The organism is Vibrio sp. KUL70 (assembly GCF_059725515.1).
The window spans coordinates 2,163,003-2,187,708 of the sequence record NZ_AP045834.1; the positions used below are offsets into that span (position 1 = coordinate 2,163,003).

At 46.1% G+C, this 24,706-nt stretch carries 20 protein-coding genes; 2 read left to right on the forward strand and 18 right to left on the reverse strand.

Features of this window, described 5'->3' with window-relative positions; genetic code table 11:
- Positions 1–37: 37 nt before the first annotated feature.
- The 5 genes from dnaX to AC6I7V_RS09490 all read right to left on the reverse strand — a co-directional run bounded on the left by dnaX (position 38) and on the right by AC6I7V_RS09490 (position 4,722).
- The gene (gene dnaX / locus AC6I7V_RS09470; RefSeq protein ID WP_498010768.1) at positions 38–2,203 is read right to left on the reverse strand and encodes a DNA polymerase III subunit gamma/tau; all 2,166 of its coding nucleotides are present in this window, start codon (positions 2,201–2,203) and stop codon (positions 38–40) included.
- A gap of 17 nt (positions 2,204–2,220) precedes the next feature.
- Positions 2,221–2,766, reverse strand: coding sequence for an adenine phosphoribosyltransferase (gene apt, locus AC6I7V_RS09475; protein ID WP_032552216.1), 546 nt, complete (start codon positions 2,764–2,766; stop codon positions 2,221–2,223).
- Between the two features lie 168 nt (positions 2,767–2,934).
- The gene (locus AC6I7V_RS09480; protein WP_255231810.1) at positions 2,935–3,327 is read right to left on the reverse strand and encodes a YbaN family protein; all 393 of its coding nucleotides are present in this window, start codon (positions 3,325–3,327) and stop codon (positions 2,935–2,937) included.
- An 18-nt stretch (positions 3,328–3,345) separates the two neighbouring features.
- Positions 3,346–3,483 (reverse strand): hypothetical protein, encoded by a 138-nt coding sequence (locus tag AC6I7V_RS09485; protein ID WP_239841369.1) that lies wholly within the window; start codon positions 3,481–3,483, stop codon positions 3,346–3,348.
- A gap of 135 nt (positions 3,484–3,618) precedes the next feature.
- Positions 3,619–4,722 (reverse strand): response regulator, encoded by a 1,104-nt coding sequence (locus AC6I7V_RS09490; protein WP_261881877.1) that lies wholly within the window; start codon positions 4,720–4,722, stop codon positions 3,619–3,621.
- A gap of 227 nt (positions 4,723–4,949) precedes the next feature.
- Here AC6I7V_RS09490 and AC6I7V_RS09495 point away from each other — a divergent pair, with 227 nt between their 5' ends.
- Positions 4,950–5,825 (forward strand): LysR family transcriptional regulator, encoded by an 876-nt coding sequence (locus tag AC6I7V_RS09495; RefSeq protein WP_150893855.1) that lies wholly within the window; start codon positions 4,950–4,952, stop codon positions 5,823–5,825.
- Between the two features lie 108 nt (positions 5,826–5,933).
- Here the strand turns inward: AC6I7V_RS09495 and purF are convergent, their stop codons facing one another.
- The 10 genes from purF to fabB form a co-directional block, all read right to left on the reverse strand.
- A complete protein-coding gene (gene purF, locus AC6I7V_RS09500) occupies positions 5,934–7,448 on the reverse strand; it encodes an amidophosphoribosyltransferase (RefSeq protein WP_255230249.1) in 1,515 nt (504 codons plus the stop codon).
- Positions 7,449–7,481: 33 nt separating this feature from the next.
- Positions 7,482–7,973, reverse strand: a complete 492-nt coding sequence (locus AC6I7V_RS09505) for a CvpA family protein (RefSeq protein WP_255230248.1) — start codon at positions 7,971–7,973, stop codon at positions 7,482–7,484.
- A 61-nt stretch (positions 7,974–8,034) separates the two neighbouring features.
- Complete coding sequence (locus AC6I7V_RS09510) at positions 8,035–8,601, reverse strand: SPOR domain-containing protein (protein WP_498010769.1); 567 nt, start codon at positions 8,599–8,601, stop codon at positions 8,035–8,037.
- On the reverse strand, positions 8,602–9,864 hold the full coding sequence (folC, locus tag AC6I7V_RS09515) for a bifunctional tetrahydrofolate synthase/dihydrofolate synthase (protein ID WP_498010770.1): 1,263 nt from the start codon (positions 9,862–9,864) through the stop codon (positions 8,602–8,604).
- Positions 9,865–9,906: 42 nt separating this feature from the next.
- Positions 9,907–10,833 (reverse strand): acetyl-CoA carboxylase, carboxyltransferase subunit beta, encoded by a 927-nt coding sequence (gene accD / locus AC6I7V_RS09520; RefSeq protein WP_255230244.1) that lies wholly within the window; start codon positions 10,831–10,833, stop codon positions 9,907–9,909.
- A gap of 175 nt (positions 10,834–11,008) precedes the next feature.
- Complete coding sequence (truA, locus tag AC6I7V_RS09525; protein ID WP_255230242.1) at positions 11,009–11,803, reverse strand: tRNA pseudouridine(38-40) synthase TruA; 795 nt, start codon at positions 11,801–11,803, stop codon at positions 11,009–11,011.
- A 128-nt stretch (positions 11,804–11,931) separates the two neighbouring features.
- A complete protein-coding gene (locus tag AC6I7V_RS09530) occupies positions 11,932–16,839 on the reverse strand; it encodes a FimV/HubP family polar landmark protein (RefSeq protein WP_498010771.1) in 4,908 nt (1,635 codons plus the stop codon).
- 210 nt (positions 16,840–17,049) lie between these two features.
- Entirely contained in the window at positions 17,050–18,063 is a 1,014-nt protein-coding gene (locus AC6I7V_RS09535; protein ID WP_255230239.1) for an aspartate-semialdehyde dehydrogenase, read from the reverse strand.
- A gap of 12 nt (positions 18,064–18,075) precedes the next feature.
- Positions 18,076–19,209 (reverse strand): 4-phosphoerythronate dehydrogenase, encoded by a 1,134-nt coding sequence (locus AC6I7V_RS09540; protein ID WP_255230238.1) that lies wholly within the window; start codon positions 19,207–19,209, stop codon positions 18,076–18,078.
- Between the two features lie 333 nt (positions 19,210–19,542).
- Positions 19,543–20,754 carry a beta-ketoacyl-ACP synthase I gene (fabB, locus tag AC6I7V_RS09545; RefSeq protein ID WP_498010772.1) on the reverse strand — a complete coding sequence of 404 codons (1,212 nt, stop codon included), beginning with the start codon at positions 20,752–20,754 and terminating at the stop codon, positions 19,543–19,545.
- A gap of 56 nt (positions 20,755–20,810) precedes the next feature.
- On the opposite strand from fabB, the gene mnmC reads away from it, so the two are divergent.
- Positions 20,811–22,961, forward strand: coding sequence for a bifunctional tRNA (5-methylaminomethyl-2-thiouridine)(34)-methyltransferase MnmC2/FAD-dependent 5-carboxymethylaminomethyl-2-thiouridine(34) oxidoreductase MnmC1 (gene mnmC, locus AC6I7V_RS09550; protein WP_498010773.1), 2,151 nt, complete (start codon positions 20,811–20,813; stop codon positions 22,959–22,961).
- A 114-nt stretch (positions 22,962–23,075) separates the two neighbouring features.
- Here mnmC and AC6I7V_RS09555 read toward each other — a convergent pair whose 3' ends face one another.
- The 3 genes from AC6I7V_RS09555 to AC6I7V_RS09565 all read right to left on the reverse strand — a co-directional run bounded on the left by AC6I7V_RS09555 (position 23,076) and on the right by AC6I7V_RS09565 (position 24,582).
- Positions 23,076–23,597, reverse strand: coding sequence for an NADPH-dependent FMN reductase (locus tag AC6I7V_RS09555; protein WP_255230235.1), 522 nt, complete (start codon positions 23,595–23,597; stop codon positions 23,076–23,078).
- Positions 23,598–23,778: 181 nt separating this feature from the next.
- Positions 23,779–24,042, reverse strand: coding sequence for a YfcL family protein (locus tag AC6I7V_RS09560; protein ID WP_255230234.1), 264 nt, complete (start codon positions 24,040–24,042; stop codon positions 23,779–23,781).
- A gap of 9 nt (positions 24,043–24,051) precedes the next feature.
- Entirely contained in the window at positions 24,052–24,582 is a 531-nt protein-coding gene (locus AC6I7V_RS09565) for an elongation factor P hydroxylase (RefSeq protein ID WP_255230233.1), read from the reverse strand.
- Positions 24,583–24,706: the final 124 nt, after the last annotated feature.

The window sequence follows — 24,706 nt, forward strand, 5'->3', positions numbered from 1 at the left end:
ACAAAGGACATATCGCCAATTTTCACACTCGTGATGACTAAATTGGACGAACACTGTCTCTGTCCAGTTCAGCGGCAAAGCGCTTTTCAATGAACTGAACATTGGGATCGTTCTCAAGGCTAGTGAACGCATCTTTAAGCTTACCTTGATACAGCCTCTCACGTAATTCTAGTGGCGTTTCGCCTGATTCGCCGATCTCGACACTTAAATGGCACTCTTCACCGAATACGCTGTTCAGAGCTTGCAATAATTCACTCTGCGCTTTATCAGTATTCAAGTGTGCTTGTGTTGGTCGTAGCATCAGACTGATTGAAGTGCCGTTTTTACTGAACACGGAGTTCAGTGCCAACTGCTCGACAAGTTTCGCCGTTTCAAGCTTCTGTATGGTTGCCGACCATTCATCTTGAGCGATCGACTCATGCAATAGCTTTTCAGTCATTTCCGGCGTTTTAACGTGCTCTAAAGCGCGTCTTATCTGAGTAGGTGTTAACTCTTTCGAGACCTCTTTCACTGCAGGTTTAGACGGTTTCCAACGATAAGGTTCATTATCATCGGTTACATTTTGTGTCGATGCTGCAGAGAGAGAAGTTGGCGACACCCGCTCAGAACCACCGTGTTGCTGAGCAACTCGGTCGAGCACTGAAGTTTTAGCTGGTGTCGCTTTAGCCTTTTTTGGAGCACTGCCTCTTGCGTCTGGCGTTGCACCTCTACGCTGAGAACGTAACTGGTGACGTAATCCACTCACAGGTGATGCAGGGCGCTCAGAAGCCGGTACAGACTGATTTTGTGCCGCTGGTTGGCTTGGAGCAGGTGCCACAGGCTTTTGGTTCGCTGGCGCAGCAGGCGCGCCATACGGCCCATGATCATCATACGCCGGAGGTATATCCTGTGGGCCGCCCATATAACCAGAGTCAGGATACCCTTGAGGCTCTGAATATTGTGGCGCGTTCGGTTGCGCGTAACCTTGCTGGGGCGGCACAGAGTTTGGCGCTGGCTGAGCCTGATTCATAGGCTGCACCGAGTTAACAGGTTGCGTCCCTTGTGCAGGTGCGGCTGTTGGGGGCCTTGTCACTTTAGACTCCGCAGGTGCGGTGGATATAGCGCTTGACGACAGCTTTGCAGCAGGACGGAATGCCAACATTCTCAGCACAACCATCTCAATACCAACGCGAGCCGTTGGCGAAAGAGGCAGGTCTTCACGCCCTTTAAGCACAATCTGATAATAGAGTTGTACGTCTTGCGGGCTGAGTGCTTGTGCAAGAAGCTCTATTTTCTCAGCGTCTGGCTGAGCTTGATCTAACGAAGCTGGGAGAGCCTGATACATAGCGAGTCGATGCAGTTGAGTCGCCAACTGATTCAGCAAGCCATCCCACTCGACACCGTTCTCCGCTAGTGCTTGGATGCACGCCATCGCAGTTTGTGGCTGCTTGCTACTGATAGCCTCAAGCAAGTGAATAGCTTGGTCAGTATCTAGCGTACCCAGCATATGGGAGACAATGTCAGTGGCTACATTACCGTTGCCCAATGCAATCGCTTGATCGGTTAAGCTCAACGCATCACGCATACTGCCGTCAGCAGCGTGCGCTATCATTCCCAGAGCGCGAGACTCAGACGTCACCTTCTCTTCTGCAAGAATATGGTCGAGCTGCTCGTGGATGTTATCAACACTAATAGGCTTCAAATGGAACTGCAGACAGCGAGACAAAATGGTCACAGGCAGTTTCTGAGGATCCGTTGTTGCCAATAAGAATTTCACATACTCAGGCGGCTCTTCTAACGTTTTTAGAAGAGCATTGAAACTGTGCCTAGAAAGCATGTGAACTTCATCGATAAGGTAAACCTTAAAGCGACCACGAGCTGGCTTGTATTGAACGTTGTCCAATAGCTCACGAGTGTCTTCAACCTTGGTTCGAGACGCCGCATCGATTTCTAGGAGATCAACAAAACGACCTTCGTCGATCTCTTTACAGGTTGCACACTCACCGCAAGGTGTAGAAGTAATGCCTGTTTCACAGTTTAGGCCTTTTGCAAACAAGCGGCCAATGGTCGTTTTACCGACACCTCGAGTACCGCTGAACAGGTACGCATGGTGCAACCTGTTTTGGCTAAGTGCATTCTCTAAAGCTGTTAAAACATGGGCTTGACCAACGACTTCTTTGAACTTCGTTGGTCGCCATTTTCGCGCTAACGCTAGATAGCTCATGAATAATTCCGAAAGGATTAATGACCGTCAAATTCGCAGATACTAAACACTTCAAGGCCTAGGCCCTCTAAGCGCTTGTCACCGCCAATTTCAGGAAGATTAATAACAAAGGCTGCGTGGTCTACAACACCACCAAGCTGACGAATCAGTTTAGTTGTCGCTTCAATAGTACCACCTGTTGCCAATAGGTCATCGACCATCAGCACTTTATCGCCTTCAGAGATCGCGTCAGTGTGGATCTCAAGCGTATCTGTACCGTACTCAAGCTCGTACGACTGTGCCACAGTTTGACGCGGTAGCTTGCCCGGCTTACGAACAGGAACAAAACCAACACCCAACTCAAGCGCTAGTGGCGCACCAAATAGGAAACCGCGCGCTTCCGTACCAACAACTTTAGTGAAACCCATGTCTTTGTAAGTATCCACTAACAGTTCGATCGTCGCTTTGTAAGCAGCCGGATCTTCCATAAGGCTAGTTACGTCGCGAAATAGAATGCCCGCTTTTGGGTAATCAGGAATGCTTTTGATGCTTGATTTGATCAGAGCGATTTTTTCTGTGTTCATAATAGTGATGCACTTCATTAGGCCGCTTTCCCAACATCAATCAACGCCATCGTCGTTACTATTTTTGCTTGAGAAAGGCTTGGTTGGCTTTCATTGCAATCAGAGTCATAACTCTGATGCTGAAAAAATAAACGCCCGCTATAAGTTAGCAGGCACACTGGCTTAATGTTAGTGATTTTCTTTGCTGTCAGCAACTAACTCGTGGGTAGGAAGGCGAATAAACCATGTGAGAAGAATAACAAGTACGGCAATTAGGAACACTTTTACCCATACAATAGGTGCAAAGTAGATAGAGAGTGAAAAGCTAAGAAGAATAAACAGCACACCACGACTTTTCACGCGTTTTGTGACCGCACCATGTTCATACCAGTTGGTAAGCAGAGGGCCTAATGTTGGGTGTTGGTGCATCCAACGATGCAAGCGCGGACTACTGCGCATGAAACAAGCACTTGCTAGTAGCAAAAAAGGTGTTGTTGGTAGTAAAGGTAAAACAATGCCTAGAAAAGCGAGGATAATGCAGAGGCCACCAGCGAGGTTCAGGCTAAGAACTTTAATGCTAATAGTGACCTCCGGAAGTCTTTAAAATGTCGCGTAACCATTGAAAACACGGTAAAGCGTTAGAGTTGCAGGTAGTAGCGGAATCGCTGCAAATGCTAATAAAAATCCTAAAAAGTAGAATACATTAAACGGGTCTTTAAAATCTTGATTATCTGCCATGATTATTTCTTTCTTACAATATTAACGCTAACCCACATAGTTTCTGTTAAATGACACTCAACAAAAAAGGTATAGCCACACAATTTTGCAACTATACCTTAATAAAACATCTACAAATACCGAGCAACTGTAGGGTTAATCGCCACCGCCTTGATGCAGGTCGAGACTAAAACTGGCTGAACCTAAAAGACTCAAAGAGAGCTGACAACCTGTCTCGATCGGAAGCCTGTCAGTAATGAAGTTCTTCTTGCAGTTTTCACCTAACCTCTGCCCTGCGGCAATGTGTTGATTGACTAGGCCATTTGACCACTGACCATCCAAACCCGCTGGTAATATAGAAACGGTACCCTCAGCTAGGTTGGCAACACCAAACAGTGCATTCACCGGAGTCGCGCACTGTGAGCATTGAATGCCCTTCTCTAAAATCTCCGCCATATCTTTCAGATCTGCACTGAAACTTTGTAGATTTCTAACGTAATCGTGGAACAAGGCTCGTACTAACAAGGTGGTGGCCGCCCCGCCCTCAGATGACGACGAAGAGTCCACAAGATAAAACACAAACTGCCCATTCATCAGCCAGGCATAATCAAACACCAAGGGCATCATCTCTGTCGACTGCAGTAAACGATAACTGCTGCGCCAAGTACCTTGGCTGGTATCTTTATCGGGTAACAGTGCGTGCAGCAAATCTCGTGCAGCGCTTGGGTTATTCTGAAGATAATTCAAATGCCAATGCAGCTCTTGGTCTTCAGGTATCTCACCACCATCGTCGACACTGAACCATTGGCTCGAAAAGTCCCTTTGACTATTCATGTTATCAAAGGAATCTTTCAAAGTGTTTTCTATAGCACTACCTAAGTGGTTTGGATCTTCCAGTGGCTTAGGTAGGAAGTCCTTAATACCAAAACGCAGCGCTTTAGCAACGTCTGACATTTCATCAGTGGCAGAAACCACAATCATAGGCAGTGATGGGTATTCGAGACTTAACTCTTCTACGAGCTCGATACCATCGAGTATCGGCATGGAGAGATCACACACGATGAGATCGGGTGCTGCGTCGCGTAATTTTTGAAGTGCGTCTAAGCCGTTTTCAGCTTCAACCACACGATACCCGACAGCATCAAGGTATGCTGATGTTATGCGGCGAAAGATGGGGTCATCATCAACCAACATTATGCATTTTTGGTTGAGCGCTTCCTGTGCCGAGGTCGTAACGGGCTGACTGTGAGTTTTATACATACTCATTAACCTCACAAAAAAGTCGATTTATTATTGTTATCTGTTCTAAGAGCTCTCTATCAAACTTAGTAATAAATTGGTGAATACACAAATTTGCTAACTTTACTGGTAATTACCATCAGGGATTGGAATACTTGTAAATAGTGCAACAAGTTGACGTGACGCAAACTTTGTTCTCGGTGTTACGTATAAATTAAGTAAGTTTGTAAATAAATGTATCTGGATTTATGAAATTAGATGATTTAAACCTGTTTCGATTAGTCGTCGAAAATGGGAGCTACACCGCAACCTCGCGCAAAACTATGATTCCGGTTGCGACGATCACACGACGTATTCAAGCTTTGGAAGACTCTCTAAATCTGAGGCTTCTAAACAGACATGCGCGTAAACTTTCATTGACAGAGGCTGGAGAGCGTTTTTTCAATGAGTGCTCACCGTTACTACAGCGTTTGGCATCAACGGCTGAAGAATTAACAGATGTCTGCAAGGGCGCATCAGGTAAGATCCGTATTTCCGCACCATCAAACCTAACCAAGCGTATGATGATGCCAATGTTCAGCGACTTCATGAGCCAATACCCAGATATCAACATTGAGCTTATGATGAACAACCAAGCTGACCAACTCGACCCGACTGAATGGGACGTTATTTTTCGTGTTGGCCCACAGCGAGACTCTAGCCTTATTGCTCGTAAGATCAGCGAAGTTAAGGACATACTCGTAGCAAGTCCTGATTATTTAGCGAAAAACCCAGCCCCTACCCATGCAGAAGAGCTAGCTAATCACTCACTTCTCAAAGGTTACCCTTTAATCAAATGGCAGCTAAGCAACTCCAACGACGAAAGTGTGGTAAACACAGAAAAAGGTCGTTTCAATGCTAATGCGTTAAACGTAGTAAGACAGGCATGTTCAGAAGGCTTAGGCATCACTCTAATGCCAGATGTTATGATCCGTGAGTACATTGAAGATGGCAGTTTAGTGCGGGTGTTAGATGATTGGAGTGCTAACCCGAGAGACATTTACATGCTCTACAATCACAAAGATCACCTGCCAGAAAAAGTACGTCTATTTATCGATTTTGTGATCGCGTACCACATTCATTAATCAAAAAATTCTGCTTACCCCATAAAAAACCAGAGCCTCAGCGCTCTGGTTTTAGTCTTTGGTTTGCAGAGAAAGCGATAAATTAGCTAACTAAGCGGTAAATAAAGCTTAAGCACCTTCGTTGTGTAGCTCTAGGTTGGCTAAATCTTGCTGAATCTCACGCTGTATCTTTGAATCATCGTTACGCAGTGCATCTAGGAAGTCTAGGTACTTCTGGTCGATATCACCTGTCACGTACTCACCGTTGAATACCGAAGTATCAAATTGAGTAATGTCTTGGTTGCCTTGACCTACCGCTTCAATCAGATCATCCAATTTTTGGAAGATAAGCGCGTCTGCGCCAATTTGGTCACAGATGGTTTGATTGTCACGACCGTGAGCAATTAACTCATTTGCACTCGGCATATCGATACCGTAAACATTCGGGAAACGAACTTCTGGTGCAGCTGAAACCATGTAAACCTTGTTGGCACCAGAGTCACGAGCCATCTCAATGATCTGCTCTGAAGTTGTACCACGGACAATAGAATCATCGACTAACAGTACATTCTTGCCTTTAAATTCAGAGCGAATCGCATTGAGTTTACGACGAACAGATTTCTTGCGCTGCTGTTGACCCGGCATGATGAAAGTACGACCTACGTAACGGTTCTTCACGAAGCCTTGACGATATGGCTTCTCAATCGCTTGAGCAATGCGTAGAGCAATGTCATTCGATGTTTCTGGGATTGGGATAACCACGTCGATATCAAGATCTGAGTATTCGTCTTTGATACGACGACCCAGTGCTTCACCCATCTCAACACGCGCACTGTAGACAGAGATCTTGTCGATAAAAGAGTCTGGGCGTGCAAAGTAAACAAATTCGAAAATACAAGGGTTCAGTTTTGGATTGTCAGCACACTGCTTAGTAAACAGCTCACCTTCAAACGTAGCGTAGATAGCCTCGCCCGGCGCAACGTCGCGCACAAAATCGAAACCAACCGCATCTAGCGCGACCGACTCAGACGCGACCATGTACTCAGTGCGACCATTAACTTCACGCTTACCAAGACACAGTGGGCGAATACCGTTTGGATCGCGGAACGCAATCATACCGTGGCCGATGATCATGGCTGTTACTGCGTAAGCGCCACGAATGGTGCGGTGTACATTAGCCACTGCGCGGAATACATCGTCAGACGTTACGTTGCCTTTCACAGTATCGATCTCGTGAGCCAGTACGTTTAGCAGTACTTCAGAATCTGATGTTGTGTTTACGTGACGACGGTCTTTTTCAAACAGCTTCTCACGAACTTCGTTTGCGTTCGTTAGGTTACCGTTGTGAGCTAGGGTAATGCCAAATGGCGAGTTTACGTAGAAAGGTTGAGCTTCAGAAGCGCTAGAGCTACCTGCTGTTGGGTAACGAACATGACCGATACCAACATCACCTTGGAGGCGTTGCATGTGTTTAGCTTCGAAAACATCTTTAACTAAACCGTTCGCCTTACGCAGACGAAAACGATTGCTTTCTATGGTACAAATACCAGCGGCATCTTGGCCACGATGCTGCAATACCGTTAAAGCGTCATAAATTGACTGGTTTACAGGTGTTGAACCCACGATTCCAACAATACCACACATGTCCTAATCCTCGATTTTCGACATTAACTGGCGCTAAAGCGCGCCAGATAAGAAACTTGATGTTGCTTGTAAATGCTCGAAGAACGGTGCAATGATTCGACTGAATTCAGGAACCAACTGCGAGTTCTTCCACCACTCAGAACTTGGGAATGCAGTAAAAGCATCCATAAAAAACAGCACCGCTGACACAATCAGAACACCTCGTAAACCGCCGAAGACGATACCCAGGATTCTATCTGTACCAGACAAGCCCGTTTTCTGTACTAGCTGCCCAATCACGTAATTGATTAACGCACCGACAACCAGAGTCGAAACAAACAGTGCTGCTATCGCGGCGCCATTTCGAAACATGTCATCTTCGATATTTGTAAAGTAAACCGCCAATTTGGCGTAATACTGGCTGGCGATAAAAAAGGCACCAAACCAAATAACGAGTGACAGTGCTTCCTTAGCAAAACCACGAACTAAACTGATCAAAGCTGAAAAGCCGATCACCCCTAAAATGATAAAATCTAACCAATTCATGAATTCTTCATCTTAAGTTGGCGCGCATTTTAACAGAAAAAATGCTGACGCAAACGTTTTCTTATGGATTTAACGGTTTAAATTTGAGCAATTGGCCTTTTGAACCAGTAATTTTTTCTAATTCCTTAATTTGACGCTCAAGTTTGGATTTAGAGATATCTGGGCCAATGATGACTCGCGTAAATGTGTTTTCTTGCTTGGTATGCGCTTGATAACCACGCTTTTGCAGATCCTTCACAACGTTCTTAGCGTTGTCTGCATTCTTCAATGCCATGAGTTGGATGATCCAAGCGCTATCTTGATACTCATTCTTTTCAGTCACCGGCTTGATCGCAATCTCGACATTATCATCGACATCACTCTCTTTGGTAGCTGTGACAGATTCTGGTTGCGATAACTCTTGAACAACCGCTTCTACCGGTGAATCTGGCAGTGCAATTTGGTCTTCGACAGGATCGAGTACCTCGAACACTTCAACATCACCTTCTAATTCAGGCTTAATTGGAATGCTTGCAAACTCCTCTTTATAGTGAAGCTTTTTGCCATCCAGTACGTCCGGAAGAACAATAACGCCAACGGCCACCAAAATAATAGTGCCCACTAAGCGGCTTTGGAATTTACTTGCCATTTAGTTTCCTTTTGTTTGCCAGTGCTCCAGTACTTCACCCACGGTATGGAATGAACCCACAACAAGAATCACTTCGTCTTCGCTTACAGTAGATAGCGCCGCCTCAAATGCCTCTACAGGCGAAGAATACTCTGTTGTGCCACTTGGTAAGCTTTCACACAACTCTGCCGCTTTCGCTGCTCTCGGGCCTTGTAGCGACGCTGGATACCAATGCTGAGCGATTGGAGTTAGCACCTCTAACGTGGCAGGAATGTCTTTATCGTGCAGCATAGCGACCACCACATGCAGTGTTTTACCTGCATACTGTTGGCCAACTTGCTTAACAAAATACTCAGCCGAATGTGGATTGTGTGCCACATCTAGGATGATTGTTGGTTTGTCACTGATCTTCTGCATACGACCTGGAAGCTGAGCATTCTTAAGACCATTGACAACATTAACGTCACTGATGTCCAGTTCTGAGGTCCCAAGAGCCATTAACGCTGTTGCAGCATTCGGTAGTGGTAGGCTTGGAATAGGTAGCTGTTCAAGGTGGAATGCACCACTATGCCAGTCCCAAGTATCACCCGTCACTTCATAAGTGTATTGAATGCCAACTTGATAGAAGTCCGCTCGAATATCGTCTGCATGTGCTGCGACCGTTGCTGGCGGCTTAGGTTGACCACAAATTGCAGGTTTACCACTGCGGTAGATGCCCGCTTTCTCAAAGCCAATTACGTTAATATCATCGCCTAGCCAGTCAACATGGTCGACCGCTAAACTGGTGATAACAGAAACGTCATGGTCAACGACATTAGTTGCATCGAGACGCCCACCGAGACCCACTTCTAGAAGCACCACATCGACATTTTCAACTTGGAAAGCGCGCAGGGCGGCTAAAGTGCCGTACTCGAAAAAGCTTAGACTAATTTCGCCTCGTTCTTTCTCAATAAAATCGAAAGAGTCGACCAATTGTTGGTCTGAGAGATCTTGGCCATTTATACGAACACGTTCGTTGTAACGAATCAGGTGTGGAGAGCTGTATACGCCAACTGAGTAGCCAGCATCAAGAAGAATCGCTTCCATCAACGCACATGTTGAGCCTTTGCCGTTCGTCCCGGCAACCGTAATCACATGCTTAGCAGGTTTAGTAAGGTTGGATTTCTGTGCGACAGCTTGAACACGGTCTAATCCGAGGTCGATCGCACTGGTGTGAATGTTTGTTAAATAATCAAGCCACATCTCGAGAGAGGATGTGGCTTGAGGAATTGGTTGTTGACTCATCTAACTCATAACCATATGTAAGTAGGTTTGTTAGATGGTACTTTACCCTTTTTCTGGCGCTTCTGGTACTTCATAAGTAGCTTCATTCGGTGAATCGTTCACAGAAACTACTAATGGTGAAGGCTGGTTAGTCATTTTCGCGATTAGACTACCTACACGCTGACGCATGTCACGACGATCTACGATCATATCGATAGCACCATGCTCTAGTAGGAACTCACTGCGTTGGAAACCTTCAGGTAGATCTTCACGTACCGTTTGCTCGATAACACGACGACCAGCAAAACCGATAAGTGCTTTCGGCTCACCGATGTTCACATCACCTAGCATCGCTAGACTTGCTGAAACACCACCCATTGTTGGGTCAGTCATCACAGAGATAAATGGTAGACCTTTCGCAGAAAGACGCTCTAGAGCCGCACTGGTTTTTGCCATCTGCATAAGAGACATCAGTGCTTCTTGCATACGAGCACCGCCACTAGCAGAGAAACATACAAGACCGCAGTTGTTCTCGATAGCTGCGTCAACCGCACGAACGAAACGAGCACCCACAACCGAACCCATTGATCCGCCCATGAATGAGAATTCAAATGCGCAAGCAACGATAGGTAGACCTAAAAGTTCACCTTTCATTGCAACAAGTGCGTCTGTTTCGCCACTGCTCTTTTGAGCAGAAGAGATACGCTCTTTATAGCGCTTTGAATCTTTGAATTTTAGTTTATCTTGTGGCTCTAACTCAGAACCTAGCTCGACGCGCTCACCTTCATCTAAGAAAGTTTCTAAACGGCGACGCGCTTTCATGCGCATGTGATGGTCACATTTTGGACATACTTCTAAGTTACGCTCTAGCTCAGCATGGTAAAGAACCTGCTCACAAGAGGTACATTTAGTCCAAACACCCTCAGGGATAGACGCTTTACGAGAAGTTACGATGTTGCTTTTTTCTAAAATCTTTTCAAGCCAACTCATGGAAGACCTTTTCTTTCGATTCTTCCGCCTAATTGCGAAAGAAATAAATTTGGGAATTATGCGAGGAGATTAAAACACATAAAACAGCAAGTGTAGATAAAAAACTGGTTGTACCTATTTTTACGAGCTATTTTACGCACGATTTCGTCATATTTTTTGAACCTAAGTCCCACATTTAGTTCAAATTATCAGGCAAAAATAGTGGGCCGATCGGCTCTCTTGGAAGCTCAAAGTGTGCAGGATAATCCACATCAATCAAATAGAGCCCCTCCGCCTTAGCCGTCGCACCAGCCAACTTTCTATCTTTGGCTTCAAGTAACCACTTAATCCATTGCGGTTCTTGCTCTCCTTTACCGACAGCGATCAAACTACCCGTGATATTACGCACCATGTGATGCACAAAAGCATTGGCTTTAATATCAATCACAATATAGTGACCATGACGGGTAACGTTTAAGTGCATCAGGTTACGCCAAGGGCTATGAGACTGACAATGCGTCGCTCGGAACGAGGTGAAATCATTCTCGCCCAGTAAGTACTGCCCTGCTTCATGCATTTTCTTCTCATCAAGCTGACCATGATAATGACTCACACCTGAGTTCAAAATCCCCGGGCGAAGTGCATGATTGAATATCACGTAACGGTAGCGACGCGCCGTTGCTGAGAAACGAGCGTGAAAATCTTCAGGCACCTCTTTTGCCCAACGAACCGCAATATCTTTGGGCATGTTTGCATTGGCACCCATTGTCCATGCCACCATTTTGCGGTTTACATTGGTTTCAAAGTGAACAACCTGCCCTGTACCATGTACTCCAGCGTCTGTTCGACCTGCACATTGCACTTCAACAGGGTGGTTTGCGACAACCGAAAGCGCCTTTTCCAAAGATTCTTGGACACTCTTTACGTCACGTTGGCGCTGCCAACCAAAATAGTGGGTACCGTCATATTCAATACCTAAAGCAATTTTCATGTTTTTGATCTCTTTGAAAATGGGGCTCGAAGTATATACGTAAAAGGAGCGTATCCCAAACCGCTTAGCAGAAAACTACCGATAAAAAAAGAGAGCCATATATCTGGCTCTCTTTTGACTTTCTTGGCTTAGCGCCCGTTTAATGTATCTATTAAGTTCTTCGCTTCTCGGCGAATGTCATCCGAACCATCAACAATGGCCTCTTCCAACAACTTAATTGCGCCTTGCGGATCGCTCATTTCGATGTAGATCTTAGCAAGGTCTAGCTTACCCGCTGCTTCAGCATTGCTATCGACATCATAATTACCGATATCGCCAATTACGTCAGGGAACTCATTCAGACCAACGTCTAGCTTCAGTTCTTCTTCATCGGGATTCACCGCCTCACCATTTTCTTGCTCCACCTGCGCCATCAGTTCATCAATAGTCATAAACTGTTGCTCTTTTTCAGCCGTGGCTTCGAGCAGTTGGTCTTGCGCCCCCCAGTTCTCCTCTTGAATTTGAGGTTCTACTTGACGCTGTGCAGACTCCCAGATCTCTTGCTGATCATCCGGTACATCATGAGATAAGCTCGATTGCTGATCAGGCTCTAAGCTGAAACCTTTCCAATCTTCGCCACCCACTTCCAACATGGCATCAATATCAAGACCAGCACTGTCAATGGCGGTGTCGTCCATTGGTTGCTCGAACATCGAGTCAACCGAGTCTTGTACATCTTCAGATAGCAGCTCTGCTAATGCTGACTCATCGAATTCGTCAAAACCCTCTAATGGTTCATCTTGTGTAACTGGCGATGATGGTTGTTCTGCTTCAGGCTGATGCGACGTAATCTCATCACTCACAAAGCTATTCGCACCGGAGAAAAGGTCATGCAGTGCATCTTGCTCTTCCGCTTGCGCGCCGTATGTATTGAGTGGCTCGCCAATTTCAGAGAACGCGTCGCTCAGCGCCTCATCTTCGCCATACTCAGGTAGCTTACTTTCATCAAGCTCTACCCCCGGCTCAAGAGGGACTGGTTCAGGCTGCTGCAATTCGATGTCATCTAACACCGCATCGGCTTTTGCACTCTCTTCGTCGTACTCAGGTAACTCACTCTCTTCAAGCTCAAGCGCATTATCATCAATCGTAAGATCTTGCTCCAATTGGGCATCATCTTCACCACTTAGGATCTCAGCTAAAGCGTCCTCTTCTTCAAAGTCTGGTAGTTCCAAATCGTCGAACGAGAGTTCGTCTTCAGCAGTTTGTTCAGGGGCTGACGACTCTGTTTCTGGCTGTGACTCATTTTGAACGGCATCGAGTGCATCGTCTTCATCAAACTCTGGCAGCTCTAAATCATCGAACGAGAACTCTTCCTCAGCAGTTTGCTCTTGAACAGGGGCTTCTGATTCTAGTTGCGGCTCATTTTGAACGGCATCGAATGCGTCGTCTTCATCAAACTCTGGCAGCTCTAGATCATCGAACGAGAACTCTTCCTCTGCTGTTTGCTCTTGAACAGGGGCTTCTGATTCTAGTTGCGGCTCATTTTGAACGGCATCGAATGCGTCGTCTTCATCAAACTCTGGCAGCTCTAGATCATCGAACGAAAACGCTTCATCAGCGACTTGCTCTGGAGATGGTGCTTCTGGAGCTGGTAATTCAGACGCTGGTGATTCATCAACCTGCGCCTCTTCCGTTAAAGGCTCAGAACTCGTATCATCTTCGAACAACCAATCATCATCTTCTGGAACGCCAAACTCATTTGGAATGATCTCAGGCATATTCGCAGCACGAACTGGCTCTGGCTCTGGCTCTGGCTCTGGCTCTGGCTCTGGCTCTGGCTCTGGCTCTGGCTCTGGCTCTGGCTCTGGCTCTGGCTCTGGCTCTGGCTCTGGCTCTGGCAAGGAGTCTTCCATATCTAGCTGAGGCTCGCTAGCTTCAATTTTCGGCGCGAAGTCGAAATCCGACTCTACAGCTTGCGGTGACTCAACATCATCGATTGCTGCAGAGAGCCAATCATCTTCAAGCTCCGTCGAATCTTCTAGCGCTTGTTCATCTGTCACTTGAGGGGGTGTCTGTTGCTCTACATCCGCAGCCAAGACATCCTCGAGATCATTTGGAGTCGATTTCACTTCTGGCTCAGGTTGAGACAGTAATTCTTCGACACTCTCTTGCAAATCTTCAGATGGTAACGATTCATCAAACGCTTCTAGCTCAGGCTCTGACTCTTGTGACGGAGACTCTTCAACCGATGCGATATCCTGATCTAAGTTGTCAACGTTTGGAAAAGCCAGCTTATCTTCATCAATAATTGCGCTTTCGTCCGTCTCTTCAGTAACTGAGGCGTTTTCTAGAGTCGCATCATCAGACGCAGCAGTGTCTGAGTGCTGAGTAGACTCATCAAACAAGGCGTCTGCTTGAGGTGCAATATCGTGCATGTCACCGATGAAATCGTTGCGGTTGAAATCTTTACTTTCTTGTTCAACCGGAACCGTTGGCTCATCATGCACTTCGGCATCATCAAGTGAGCTCTCCGTTTCTAACGCTTCAGATTGACGTTCCGCCGCACTCTCTTGGTCAGCATCTTCTTTCCGCTCAGGCACTTCTGCTGTATCGGAGTGCTCAAGTTCACCTAAGTTCGCTTCTGAAGTTTCAGCCGTCTCTTCAAGCGCTGAAGAGAGAGACTGCTCAAAACTTGATTCTTCAGGCTGGGCGCCTTGTTCAAGATCTAAATCATCAATACCGTTGGTTAATAGCTCGTCAAACGGGTCGAGTGATTCCGACGCTTCTTCCGCTTCTGGCTCTAACAGTGATGACTCAGAGAAATCATTACCTAGGAGTTCATCGAGTGTTTCATCCTCTTCAAGTGTTAACGGTGTATCATCGTCATCTAAAAAGTCATCGAGTAGATCCGTGCTGCTTTCATCTAGTTTAAAGTCATCTTCACTTTCTTCAGATAATCCAGACAGCTCTTCAAGTTCCGTAAGTGGATCTAAGTCTAGATGCTCTTGTTGGTCGGTATCATCGTCATCTCCGATCATCTCATCAAGAAGATCGGTTGAATTGCTAAGATCTACATCGTCACCATCTAGCAACTCATCGAGCAAATCCGTGCTTTCGTTAGAAGCCAATGCTGGGCTATTGGAGAGTAGATCGTCTCCAATCAGCGCTTCCTCTTCAGGTTCTGGCAGATCAAATTGAGAAAGGATATTCTCGATATCATCATCAGAAGCGAGTTCACTTGTGAACTGAGATGTCAGGTCTTCTTGTTCATCAAGATTGAAATCATTATCAGAACCCGCTGGCGCTTGCTCAGCAACTTGCGCAAAAATGTCGTCAATGTCATTGTTACTTGCGGTCTCAGCTGGCGATTGTTGCTCTGAGATAAGAGCATCAATATCGAATTCGTCACCCAAGTCAGGCGTTTCGGTAGAAGCTGGCGACTCATCCACTGACGATTGCTGCTCTGAAATAAGCGCATCAATGTCAAAGTCATCGCTCACACCCGGCGTCGTAGAGCTGTCGTCTTCCGACATCAAGGTATCGAGATCGAAGCTATCATCGTCATCGCTTGATGCAAACAGATCATCCAACATCGACTGATCTAACTCATTAGAGCCAAGATCTTCAGTTTGTGCATCCTGAGACAATAGTGCTTCAATATCATCGGCTGACATTGGATTGTCATCTGAGAGGTCAAAGTCACCTTCATCAGAATCAAGCGCACTCTCAACTGTTTCGTCGAGGGCGCGCTCCATCTCTTCTAAACCAAGGGCTTTTTCTTCGCCGTTAACACTGATGCCGTTATTGCTACCAAGGTCATTGCTGTCTAGATCGATATCTTCGAAGTTACCATCTAGGTCACCGTCGTCCCCGATACCGGCAAATGGGTCGTCATCTTCACCGTCAAGGTTAAAGTCCAGGTCAGCGTCGTCCAGCCCAGCAAAGACATCTTCTTGCGCACTGCTACCTTCGTCTTCAAACAGCTTCTCTGTGTCATTATCAGTACCGAACAGCTCATCATCTAAGGAAAGCTCAGTGTCAAGATCCGCCAGCTCTTCATCGAGAGGCATTGGAACCATATTACTTTGTTCAGGTAAATTATTTGTTCCTTGCTCAGCTTGTTGGGGCTCGTCTTGTTTCGACTTTCTACCCAAAAGCATAATAATGAAAAGACCAACCAGAAGACCTGGAATAATAGCCAAAGCTGCAACGAGCCAACCGTTAGATAGCAGTTGATCTAAGGTGCTCGGAGCCATTTTTTCAATGTCTGCGTTCTTCTGACGCTCTTCCTCGAGCAGCTTCTCTACTTCGTTACGAATACGGTCTTCATCGCTCAGCTCACTTTTAAGTAATTCGACTTCAGACTGAACATTCGACAGCATCAAACGTAACTGATGGTTTTTCTCTTCAAGAGACAACAGTTCAGATTCTGACATCTCCAACTGCTTCTCGAGTTGATTAACTTCATCTTCTTGAGACGAAGTCAGCGGCTTTGATGGCGCTGCAGGTTTCGTCTCAGCCGTTACCTTAGGTTCAACCGTTTCAGGTTTTACAACTGGATCAGGTTTTGCTGTCGCAGGTCTCGTTACTTCTGGTTTAGCGGGAGCGACTGGCTGACGAGACGGTGCATTCAGCTTAGCTTGGTGCGAGTCCATAATTTGGATAGCTTGCTGCGTTGAGCTTGCTCGAGCCTGCTCTAAAGATGGTACACGTAGGTAGCTCGATGGCACTAAACTGTGGATGTTTTGATTTTCAAAAGCCTGAGGGTTTAATCGATAGATCGCCAAAAGCGTTTGTTGCACGGAAACTGAGTTATCAGGGCGCAGCCGAGACGCAATAGACCACAAGGTTTCATTGCCATTGGTTGGCCCATAAAATCGAGAAGGCTCACTCGCTTGATTGAGTGATTGAGCGCGAACGGGCTCTGAGAATGTTGGCGAGGATTTGATCTGTCCATCAGGGCCAACGACTCGAATAGTATCTGCACGAACTACGGAAATCTGAGTCGCAATGATAAACGCTAAAGGCATCCACCACTGCTTGAAAATTTGAAACATAAAAGGCTCAGTTAGGTGCTTAAATTCGGAAAAATAATGATCTACTAAATATATCGGATATCAGGAGCAAAACTATAGGGATGAAAACAAAAAATGTGTTACGACGACAATATTCGCAGCAATTTCACACAATTTATGAGGATGTATTTTTGATTGATTAAAAAAGCCCCACTAATGAGTGAGGCTTCAGTAAACAGTGAGGGGATTCGATTATAGGTAATCGCGAATCAATACTTCACCGATTTGTACTGCGTTGGTCGCTGCGCCTTTACGAACGTTATCCGCAACAACCCACATGTTCACGCCACTGTAGTGACTGATATCACCGCGGATACGACCAACCATGACATGGTCTTTACCGCCCGCATCACGAACCTGAGTTGGGAACTCTGCACCGTGGAACACTTCAATACCTTCTGTGTTCTCTAGCAGTTGAACAACATGCTCAGCTCCGATTGGAGAGCGTGTTTCAATGTGTAGAGATTCAGCGTGGCCGTAAAATACTGGTACACGAACACAGGTTGGGTTTACTGTGATTGAAGAATCAGCGAAGATTTTTTGAGTTTCCCAAACCATCTTCATCTCTTCACGGGTATAGCCATTTTCTGTGAACTCATCAATCTGTGGGATACAGTTGAACGCGATCTGTTGAGGGAACGCTGAGTTCTCTGCTGGCATACCGTTGAGCAGTTTCGCTGTTTGGCCTGCTAACTCATCAATACCCGGCTTACCTGCACCAGAAACCGATTGATAGGTAGAAACGTTAATACGCTCTAGACCCACTTCATCGTGAATCGGTTTTAGTGCCACAACCATTTGGATAGTTGAGCAGTTCGGGTTTGCAATGATGTTACGGTTACGGAACTCTGCGATCGCTTCTGGGTTCACTTCAGGAACAACCAGAGGAACATCGTACTCGTAACGGAACTTAGAGGTGTTGTCGATAACAACGACGCCTTCGTCTGCTGCAATCGGAGCCCACTTCTCAGATAGATCACCACCAGCAGAGAAAAATGCGATGTGTACTTGAGACCAATCAAAGTCTTCTACATTCTGCACTTTTACCGTTTTACCATTGAAACGGTAGGTTTTGCCTTCACTACGTTCACTTGCTAGTAAGTGCAGTTCACCGACAGGGAATTTACGCTCTTCTAGTACTTCGATAATGGTTTCGCCAACCGCACCCGTCGCACCTAAAATAGCAATATTAAATTCTTGGCTCATTGTTTCTCTCTTTTATAAAGTTGGCTTTACCATAAAACCGAGTTTCGCTAACGGTGCTAAGTTACAAGTCTCATCACCCGTTAGTTCGACTGCACTGTATTCTCTGCGGTCCCAATATTCTTTACGCATGCGGTCAAAAGAACCTGGCGTAGCGATATTGCGACGGAATAAGGCGTCGTCTTTGCGCACATCATAGATCAACTGAGTCAAATTGTGCAGTGTTGCTTCGTCCCATGCTCTATCTAATTTCATTTGCGGCACTGGTGCCGTCGGCAATAAGTCACTGGCATAAGCACGCTGCTCTTTACCTAAGAACTCACAATAGCTGTTGAAAATCATGGTTGTACCGCGCGCTTTGCCCTCTAAACCATAACCAGCAACATGCGGTGTTGCGAAGGCAAGCAGTGGCAATAGCTCCATGTCCACTTCTGGTTCGAATTCAAATACATCCAATACCGCTGTGAAACCATCCGCTTTTTGTAAGCGAGCCTTCAGTGCTTGGTTGTCCACCACAGGACCGCGAGCTGCGTTAATCAAGATTTGATCAGCACGGAAGTTGTTTAGTACCGTTTCGTTGATCAAGTGATGCGTTGGGTAGTCACCCGTTTTGGTGATCGGCGTGTGCGTGGTGATAATGTCCGCTTGCTCTAGGAGAGTTTCAAGCTCAGTGAACTCACGCGCGTCGCCCTCTTGCTGTTTTAGAGGATCATTCAAAAGCACTTTTATGCCGATACCTTCCAAACATTTTGCTAGGTAGCTGCCCACTTGACCACAACCGATAATGCCGACCGTTTTGTCGAATACTGAAAAGCCTTGCTGCTGAGCCAGCACCATCATTGCGCTAAACACGTACTCAGCTACACCGACTTTGTTGCAACCCGGAGCGGCTGTGAAAAAAATCCCACGCTCTTTCATCAAGTCTTGATCAACATGATCCATACCTGCGGTTGCTGTACCAACGAATTTCAATTTGTTCGCTTTGCTGATCAGTGACTCATTCACTTTAGTTACAGAGCGAATCATTAGAGCATCAACATCTACAAGGTCGTCAGCTGTTAGGGTTCGACCTGACTTTAAAATCACTTCGCCCAGTTGACTGAATAGTTCTTCAGCATAAGGCATATTTTCATCGATTAAGATTTTCATTACGCGGGTACTTTAGTTACGGTCCATCGACCTAAAATGAGGATTGAAATGATTGTGCAAAATTAGACAGCGACTGTCGAGGGCAAATAGAAAAACGCCTCACTTTGGTATATTTGCTTGGTGATAAAAAGAAAAATGCCCGATTGAATAAACAATCGGGCAAATACCCAGAACAAAAGGATCCTGTCTCGCTCTCCAGGAGACAGAGTCTGCGTCTGTTCGATCAGTGACTAACCAAAGCCAGTACTGATCAAGCTCTGGAAACCTATAAATCTAATAATCTATACACCTGTCGTCAGACTTATTCTGTTTATTGGTGACGAAAGTACAGACTTAGTCTTGGTACTTTTTGATCACTAGTGTTGCGTTAGTACCGCCGAAACCGAAGCTGTTCGACATAACTGTTGTTAGCTCTTGCTCACGAGCTTCAGTTACAATGTCTAAACCCGCTGCTGCTTCGTCTAGGTTTGCAACGTTGATGCTTGGTGCAATGAAACCATTGTCTAGCATTAGCGTTGAGTAAATCGCTTCGTGTACACCAGCAGCACCTAGAGCGTGACCTGTCATCGCTTTCGTTGCAGAAATAGCTGGGCTGTTACCACCGAACACTTCTTGGATAGCACCAAGTTCTTTAACGTCACCAACTGGCGTTGAAGTACCGTGAGTGTTCACGTAGTCAACACCTTCAACGTTTTGCATTGCCATCTTCATACAGCGAACTGCGCCTTCACCAGACGGAGCTACCATGTCGTAACCGTCAGATGTTGCACCGTAGCCTATGATCTCACCGTAAATTTTCGCGCCACGTGCTTTCGCGTGCTCAAGCTCTTCGATAACAAGCATGCCGCCGCCACCAGAGATTACGAAACCGTCACGGTCTGCATCGTATGTACGAGATGCTTGCTCTGGAGTGTCGTTGTACTTAGTCGATAGTGCGCCCATCGCGTCGAACATCATAGTCAGAGACCAATCTAGCTCTTCACCGCCACCAGCGAATACTACGTCTTGTTTACCCAGTTGGATAAGTTCCATTGCGTGACCAATACAGTGAGCAGATGTCGCACACGCAGAGCTCATTGAGTAGTTCACACCGCGGATTTTGAAAGGAGTCGCTAGACAAGCAGAAACCGTTGACGCCATTGTACGTGGAACCATGTATGGACCAACGCGCTTAACGCCTTTTTCACGCAGGATATCAACCGCGTTCACTTGGTTTAGAGATGAAGCACCACCAGAACCCGCAACAATACCAGTACGATCGTTTGAAACTTGCTCTTCTGTCAGGCCAGAATCAGCGATTGCTTGCTCCATTGAAAGGTATGCAAATGCCGCTGCATCACCCATAAAGCGCATTTTTTTGCGATCGATATGGTCAGCTGGGTTCATTTTTAGGTTACCCCAAACTTGCGAGCGGAGGCCTTGTTCCTTGAACTGTTCTGAAGCGGTAATACCTGATTTACCCGCTTTTAATGATGCTAAAACTTCTTCGACGTTGTTACCGATACTTGAAACAATACCCATACCGGTGATTACGACTCGTTTCATGTGACATTCCTATAATTCAAAATTCAGCTAGATGATAACTAAGAAGACCAACAAAAGTGGTCAGCTTTCCTAGAAATTCGTACAATCCCTCCAAACATATCGCTTCAAATCACAAAATGATAGATTTTATGACTTCAATTACTAATGCTGAACTGGATTGGAACGAGTCTGGTACGCCAGTTTCCGACCAATTCGACGACGTTTACTTCTCAAACGTGAATGGTTTGGAAGAGACTCGTTACGTGTTCTTAAAACAAAACCACCTTCCAGAGCGCTGGCTAGAACATGAACAACGCCGCTTTGTAATTGCAGAAACGGGCTTCGGAACGGGCCTAAACTTCCTTGCCGTCTGGCAGTGGTTTGATGCGTTTCTAAAAGATAACCCACAAGCTGTGACCAAAGCGTTACATTTCATCAGTTTTGAGAAATACCCGTTAAACAAAGACGACCTAATCAAAGCACACGAGGCATGGCCAGAACTTGCTGAGTATGCAGCTCAGCTCCAAGAGCACTACCCGATTGCACTGCCTGAATGTCATCGTATTGTACTAGGCGATGGCAAAATCACCCTCGATCTGTGGTTTGGTGATATTAAAGACTGCATGCCACTTGTCCCTAATCCAGAACAAGGGCTAGTCGACGCTTGGTTCCTCGATGGTTTCGCACCGAGTAAAAACCCTGAGATGTGGAATCAGAACCTGTTCAACGGTATGGCTAAACTGGCTAAGCAAGACTGTAGCTGCGCGACCTTCACGGCTGCAGGCTTTGTGCGCCGCGGTCTGATTGAAGCCGGCTTTGAGATGAAAAAGGTTAAAGGCTTTGGTACGAAACGGGAAATGATCGCGGGACGCCTGAATCACAAACAAGCCGATTCCAACATCAAGCCTTGGTTTGGTTTAGCGCCTCATAGTGACACTGATGATATCGCGGTCATTGGAGGCGGTGTGGCGAGCGCAGCTCTGGCCAAAACGCTCACCCGTCGCGGTAAACACGTATCACTCTACTGCGAGCACACACAGCCAGCAGAAAATGCATCTGGTAACAACCAAGGAGCGATCTATCCGTTACTGAGCGAAACCCGTTCAAACGTATCGCGTATATTTGGTCCGGGGTTACTCTTTGCGCGCCAGTTCCTTGAGCAAGCCTCTCAATCTGTCGAGTTTGATCACGACTGGTGCGGCGTAAATATTCTGATGTGGGATGAAGGCTCGACCAAAAAGCTCAATCGTATGCTTGAAGGTAACTTCCATCCTGATTTGATTCAACGCCTGTCTCCAGAGCAAGCTAATGAAAAGATCGGCCTGCCTGTCGATAAAGAGAGTGTCTACTTCCCATTAGGAGGATGGTTGAGCCCCCGCCAGCTCACTCAAGGCTTGATTTCTCAACTTGAGGCATCTGGGTTACTGCAAGCTCACTACCAGAACCAAGTGACCAATCTGGAGTGGCTTGATACCGACCAGAAGTGGAAGCTCACCATCGATACTCCGCAAGGCGAAATCACCAAGTTACATAAACAAGTGGTGGTTGCTAACGGGCACAAATTTACTCAGTTTGAGCAAACCGCTCCAGTACCACTAACTCCGGTAAAAGGTCAGGTTAGTCATATCCCAACCACTGAGAGTCTGAGCAAGCTTAAAACCGTGCTCTGCTTCGATGGCTATATGACACCGCAAAACCCGAACAATGGTCACCACTGTATTGGGGCAAACTACGACAAGAGTAATATCAACCAAGATTTTGATACTGAGGTTCAAAAGCACAATGGTGAGCGCCTACATGGTTCGCTGCCAGATCAAGCATGGACCCAAGATGTCGACACCACTGGCAACCTATCACGCCAAGGCATCCGCAGTGTTAGCCGTGATCACTTGCCATTTGTTGGTAATGTCGGCGATTTTGAAACGATTAAAACTCAGTATCAAAACCTGCATAACTTCAACCCACAGCGTGATGAAGCTAGCAGCATTCAGACAGTTGCCAGCTACCCTAACCTCTACTGCTTTATTGGTTTAGGCTCGCGCGGGCTAAGCTCAGCGCCCTTGCTGGCAGAGGTGTTAGCCTCACAGATCTGTGGCGACCCAATACCACTGCCTGTTGATGTACTGGAGGCAATTCACCCAAGTCGCATGTGGGTAAGACGATTACGCAAAGGCAAAGCGCTCACCGCTGGCTGGGTGGCAGACAAACAGGCAGGACGTAATCAATAACCTCAAACTGTTATCTTGTGAGTTAGGCAGACGCTCTAATTTCTAAAACAGACATCGCAAAAAGCCCAAGCTTGATTAAAAGCTTGGGCTTTTTTAATTTTGGGTAAGTATGACTTACAGCTTGGCTACCGCATCCTTAATTTGAGTTGCGATATCTTCATTGCTAATCGAACCCGTCTCAAAATCGAAGTTATCGTAGAAGCTTGGTACCGACACCGACGCTTTTACATTGCCACCAAAGTAAGGTGCCGAACCGGTTGCTGCACCTAGGACACTCTGTGCTCCACCTGGGCCGGGAGAGGTTGCTAAGTACACCGCTGGTTTGTCGCCATACACTGAACGTTCAATTCGTGTCGTCCAGTCAAACAGATTCTTAAATGCTGCTGGGTGGTGACCGTTGTGCTCAGCGAAAGAGATAACAAAGGCGTCGGCTTCAGCTAAGTCGCGCAAGAATGCTTTCGCCCCTTCTGCTTGACCAATCTCTTTTTCAGTATCTTCACTGAACATTGGAACTTGGTAATCGTTTATGTCTAAAACTTTCACTTCGGCCCCTTCAATCAAGTTAGCCGCGTAAGTTGCTAGAGCTTTATTGATAGAAGTAGAGCTGGTGCTTGCGCCAAATGCGATAACTTTCATGATGATGTCCTTTCATTTATCTCGGTAAGTGGTATTAGATTAACCCAAGTACGAAATGGAACCATCACAAGATTTGTACAAACTCATTCAAATTTTTCGAATAAACGGTAAGAGGAGGAGAGGCGCGCCACGAGGAGGGCAAAATCAGCGCGCCATAAACGAACACGTTAAGATAAATAAGTTAAGCGAGATTTTGTAGCTCAACCCAAAGGTCGTTAACGATAGTACGGTCTGCTGGGGTCAGTTCGGAACGAGCTTCTTCTAGGCTCTGCTCAATACGAACTTTTACTTCAGCAATATCTTCGATGCCTTCTTCTTCACATGCAGCAACAGACAGTGAAATATGACCACGCAGATAGCCACCCGCAAACAGCTCATCATCAGAAGCATTCTCAATACGAGCGTCAATTACTTCAAGTAGCTTTTCTTCAAATTCGATAATCATAGTTTTCTCTTATTTCACAATAAATTGGTTGGCCGTCAATGGAGCAATATTATAGAAATCTCGCAACGCCTCTGACAGCATTTTTACACGAGGTGGTAAACCCGCTTCTAAAATCCCCATGACTTCGTTGTGCACTTTTTGCATAAAGGCCAAACGATCTGGCTCAAAATCGCCGTGTAGATTGTCACAGCTGACATTAAAAGGAAAGCCCGCGCTCAATGCTAAGATCCATTCGTATGCTTGAGGTCGAATTTCTACTTTCTCAAACTCTGCTTGTACAGCCTCAGTACGACCATCAGGTTCATACCAGTAACCAAAGTCTTCCAATAAACGACGCTCTGGGCCAGCCACACACCAGTGGGCAATCTCGTGTAAAGCTGATGCGTAAAACCCACGAGCAAAGATGATGCGATGGTAAGCAACTTGCTCATCCGCTGGAAGATAAATCGGCTCATCTTCTCCTAGCTCTAGCTTGGTATTGAAGCTCTCGAAAAAGGTTTGATTGAAGATATTGATGATGTCTGGATATTGATGCGTCATAAGATTAAAACTAAATAAGAACAACGAGGGCATTCTGCGTTTTTTTAAGCGCTTGGTAAAGCCCTATTCTATGTAATGTCATTGAGTTATTGTGCTTATAAGGCCATGATAATCGATTGCTCAC

Coding starts and splice junctions, on each gene's coding strand:
- dnaX (WP_498010768.1), bottom strand. CDS start 2,203: ATGAGCTATCTAGCGTTAGCGCGAAAATGGCGACCAACGAAGTTCAAA.
- apt (WP_032552216.1), bottom strand. CDS start 2,766: ATGAACACAGAAAAAATCGCTCTGATCAAATCAAGCATCAAAAGCATT.
- AC6I7V_RS09485 (WP_239841369.1), bottom strand. CDS start 3,483: ATGGCAGATAATCAAGATTTTAAAGACCCGTTTAATGTATTCTACTTT.
- AC6I7V_RS09490 (WP_261881877.1), bottom strand. CDS start 4,722: ATGTATAAAACTCACAGTCAGCCCGTTACGACCTCGGCACAGGAAGCG.
- AC6I7V_RS09495 (WP_150893855.1), top strand. CDS start 4,950: ATGAAATTAGATGATTTAAACCTGTTTCGATTAGTCGTCGAAAATGGG.
- purF (WP_255230249.1), bottom strand. CDS start 7,448: ATGTGTGGTATTGTTGGAATCGTGGGTTCAACACCTGTAAACCAGTCA.
- AC6I7V_RS09505 (WP_255230248.1), bottom strand. CDS start 7,973: ATGAATTGGTTAGATTTTATCATTTTAGGGGTGATCGGCTTTTCAGCT.
- AC6I7V_RS09510 (WP_498010769.1), bottom strand. CDS start 8,601: ATGGCAAGTAAATTCCAAAGCCGCTTAGTGGGCACTATTATTTTGGTG.
- folC (WP_498010770.1), bottom strand. CDS start 9,864: ATGAGTCAACAACCAATTCCTCAAGCCACATCCTCTCTCGAGATGTGG.
- accD (WP_255230244.1), bottom strand. CDS start 10,833: ATGAGTTGGCTTGAAAAGATTTTAGAAAAAAGCAACATCGTAACTTCT.
- truA (WP_255230242.1), bottom strand. CDS start 11,803: ATGAAAATTGCTTTAGGTATTGAATATGACGGTACCCACTATTTTGGT.
- AC6I7V_RS09530 (WP_498010771.1), bottom strand. CDS start 16,839: ATGTTTCAAATTTTCAAGCAGTGGTGGATGCCTTTAGCGTTTATCATT.
- AC6I7V_RS09535 (WP_255230239.1), bottom strand. CDS start 18,063: ATGAGCCAAGAATTTAATATTGCTATTTTAGGTGCGACGGGTGCGGTT.
- AC6I7V_RS09540 (WP_255230238.1), bottom strand. CDS start 19,209: ATGAAAATCTTAATCGATGAAAATATGCCTTATGCTGAAGAACTATTC.
- fabB (WP_498010772.1), bottom strand. CDS start 20,754: ATGAAACGAGTCGTAATCACCGGTATGGGTATTGTTTCAAGTATCGGT.
- AC6I7V_RS09555 (WP_255230235.1), bottom strand. CDS start 23,597: ATGAAAGTTATCGCATTTGGCGCAAGCACCAGCTCTACTTCTATCAAT.
- AC6I7V_RS09560 (WP_255230234.1), bottom strand. CDS start 24,042: ATGATTATCGAATTTGAAGAAAAGCTACTTGAAGTAATTGACGCTCGT.
- AC6I7V_RS09565 (WP_255230233.1), bottom strand. CDS start 24,582: ATGACGCATCAATATCCAGACATCATCAATATCTTCAATCAAACCTTT.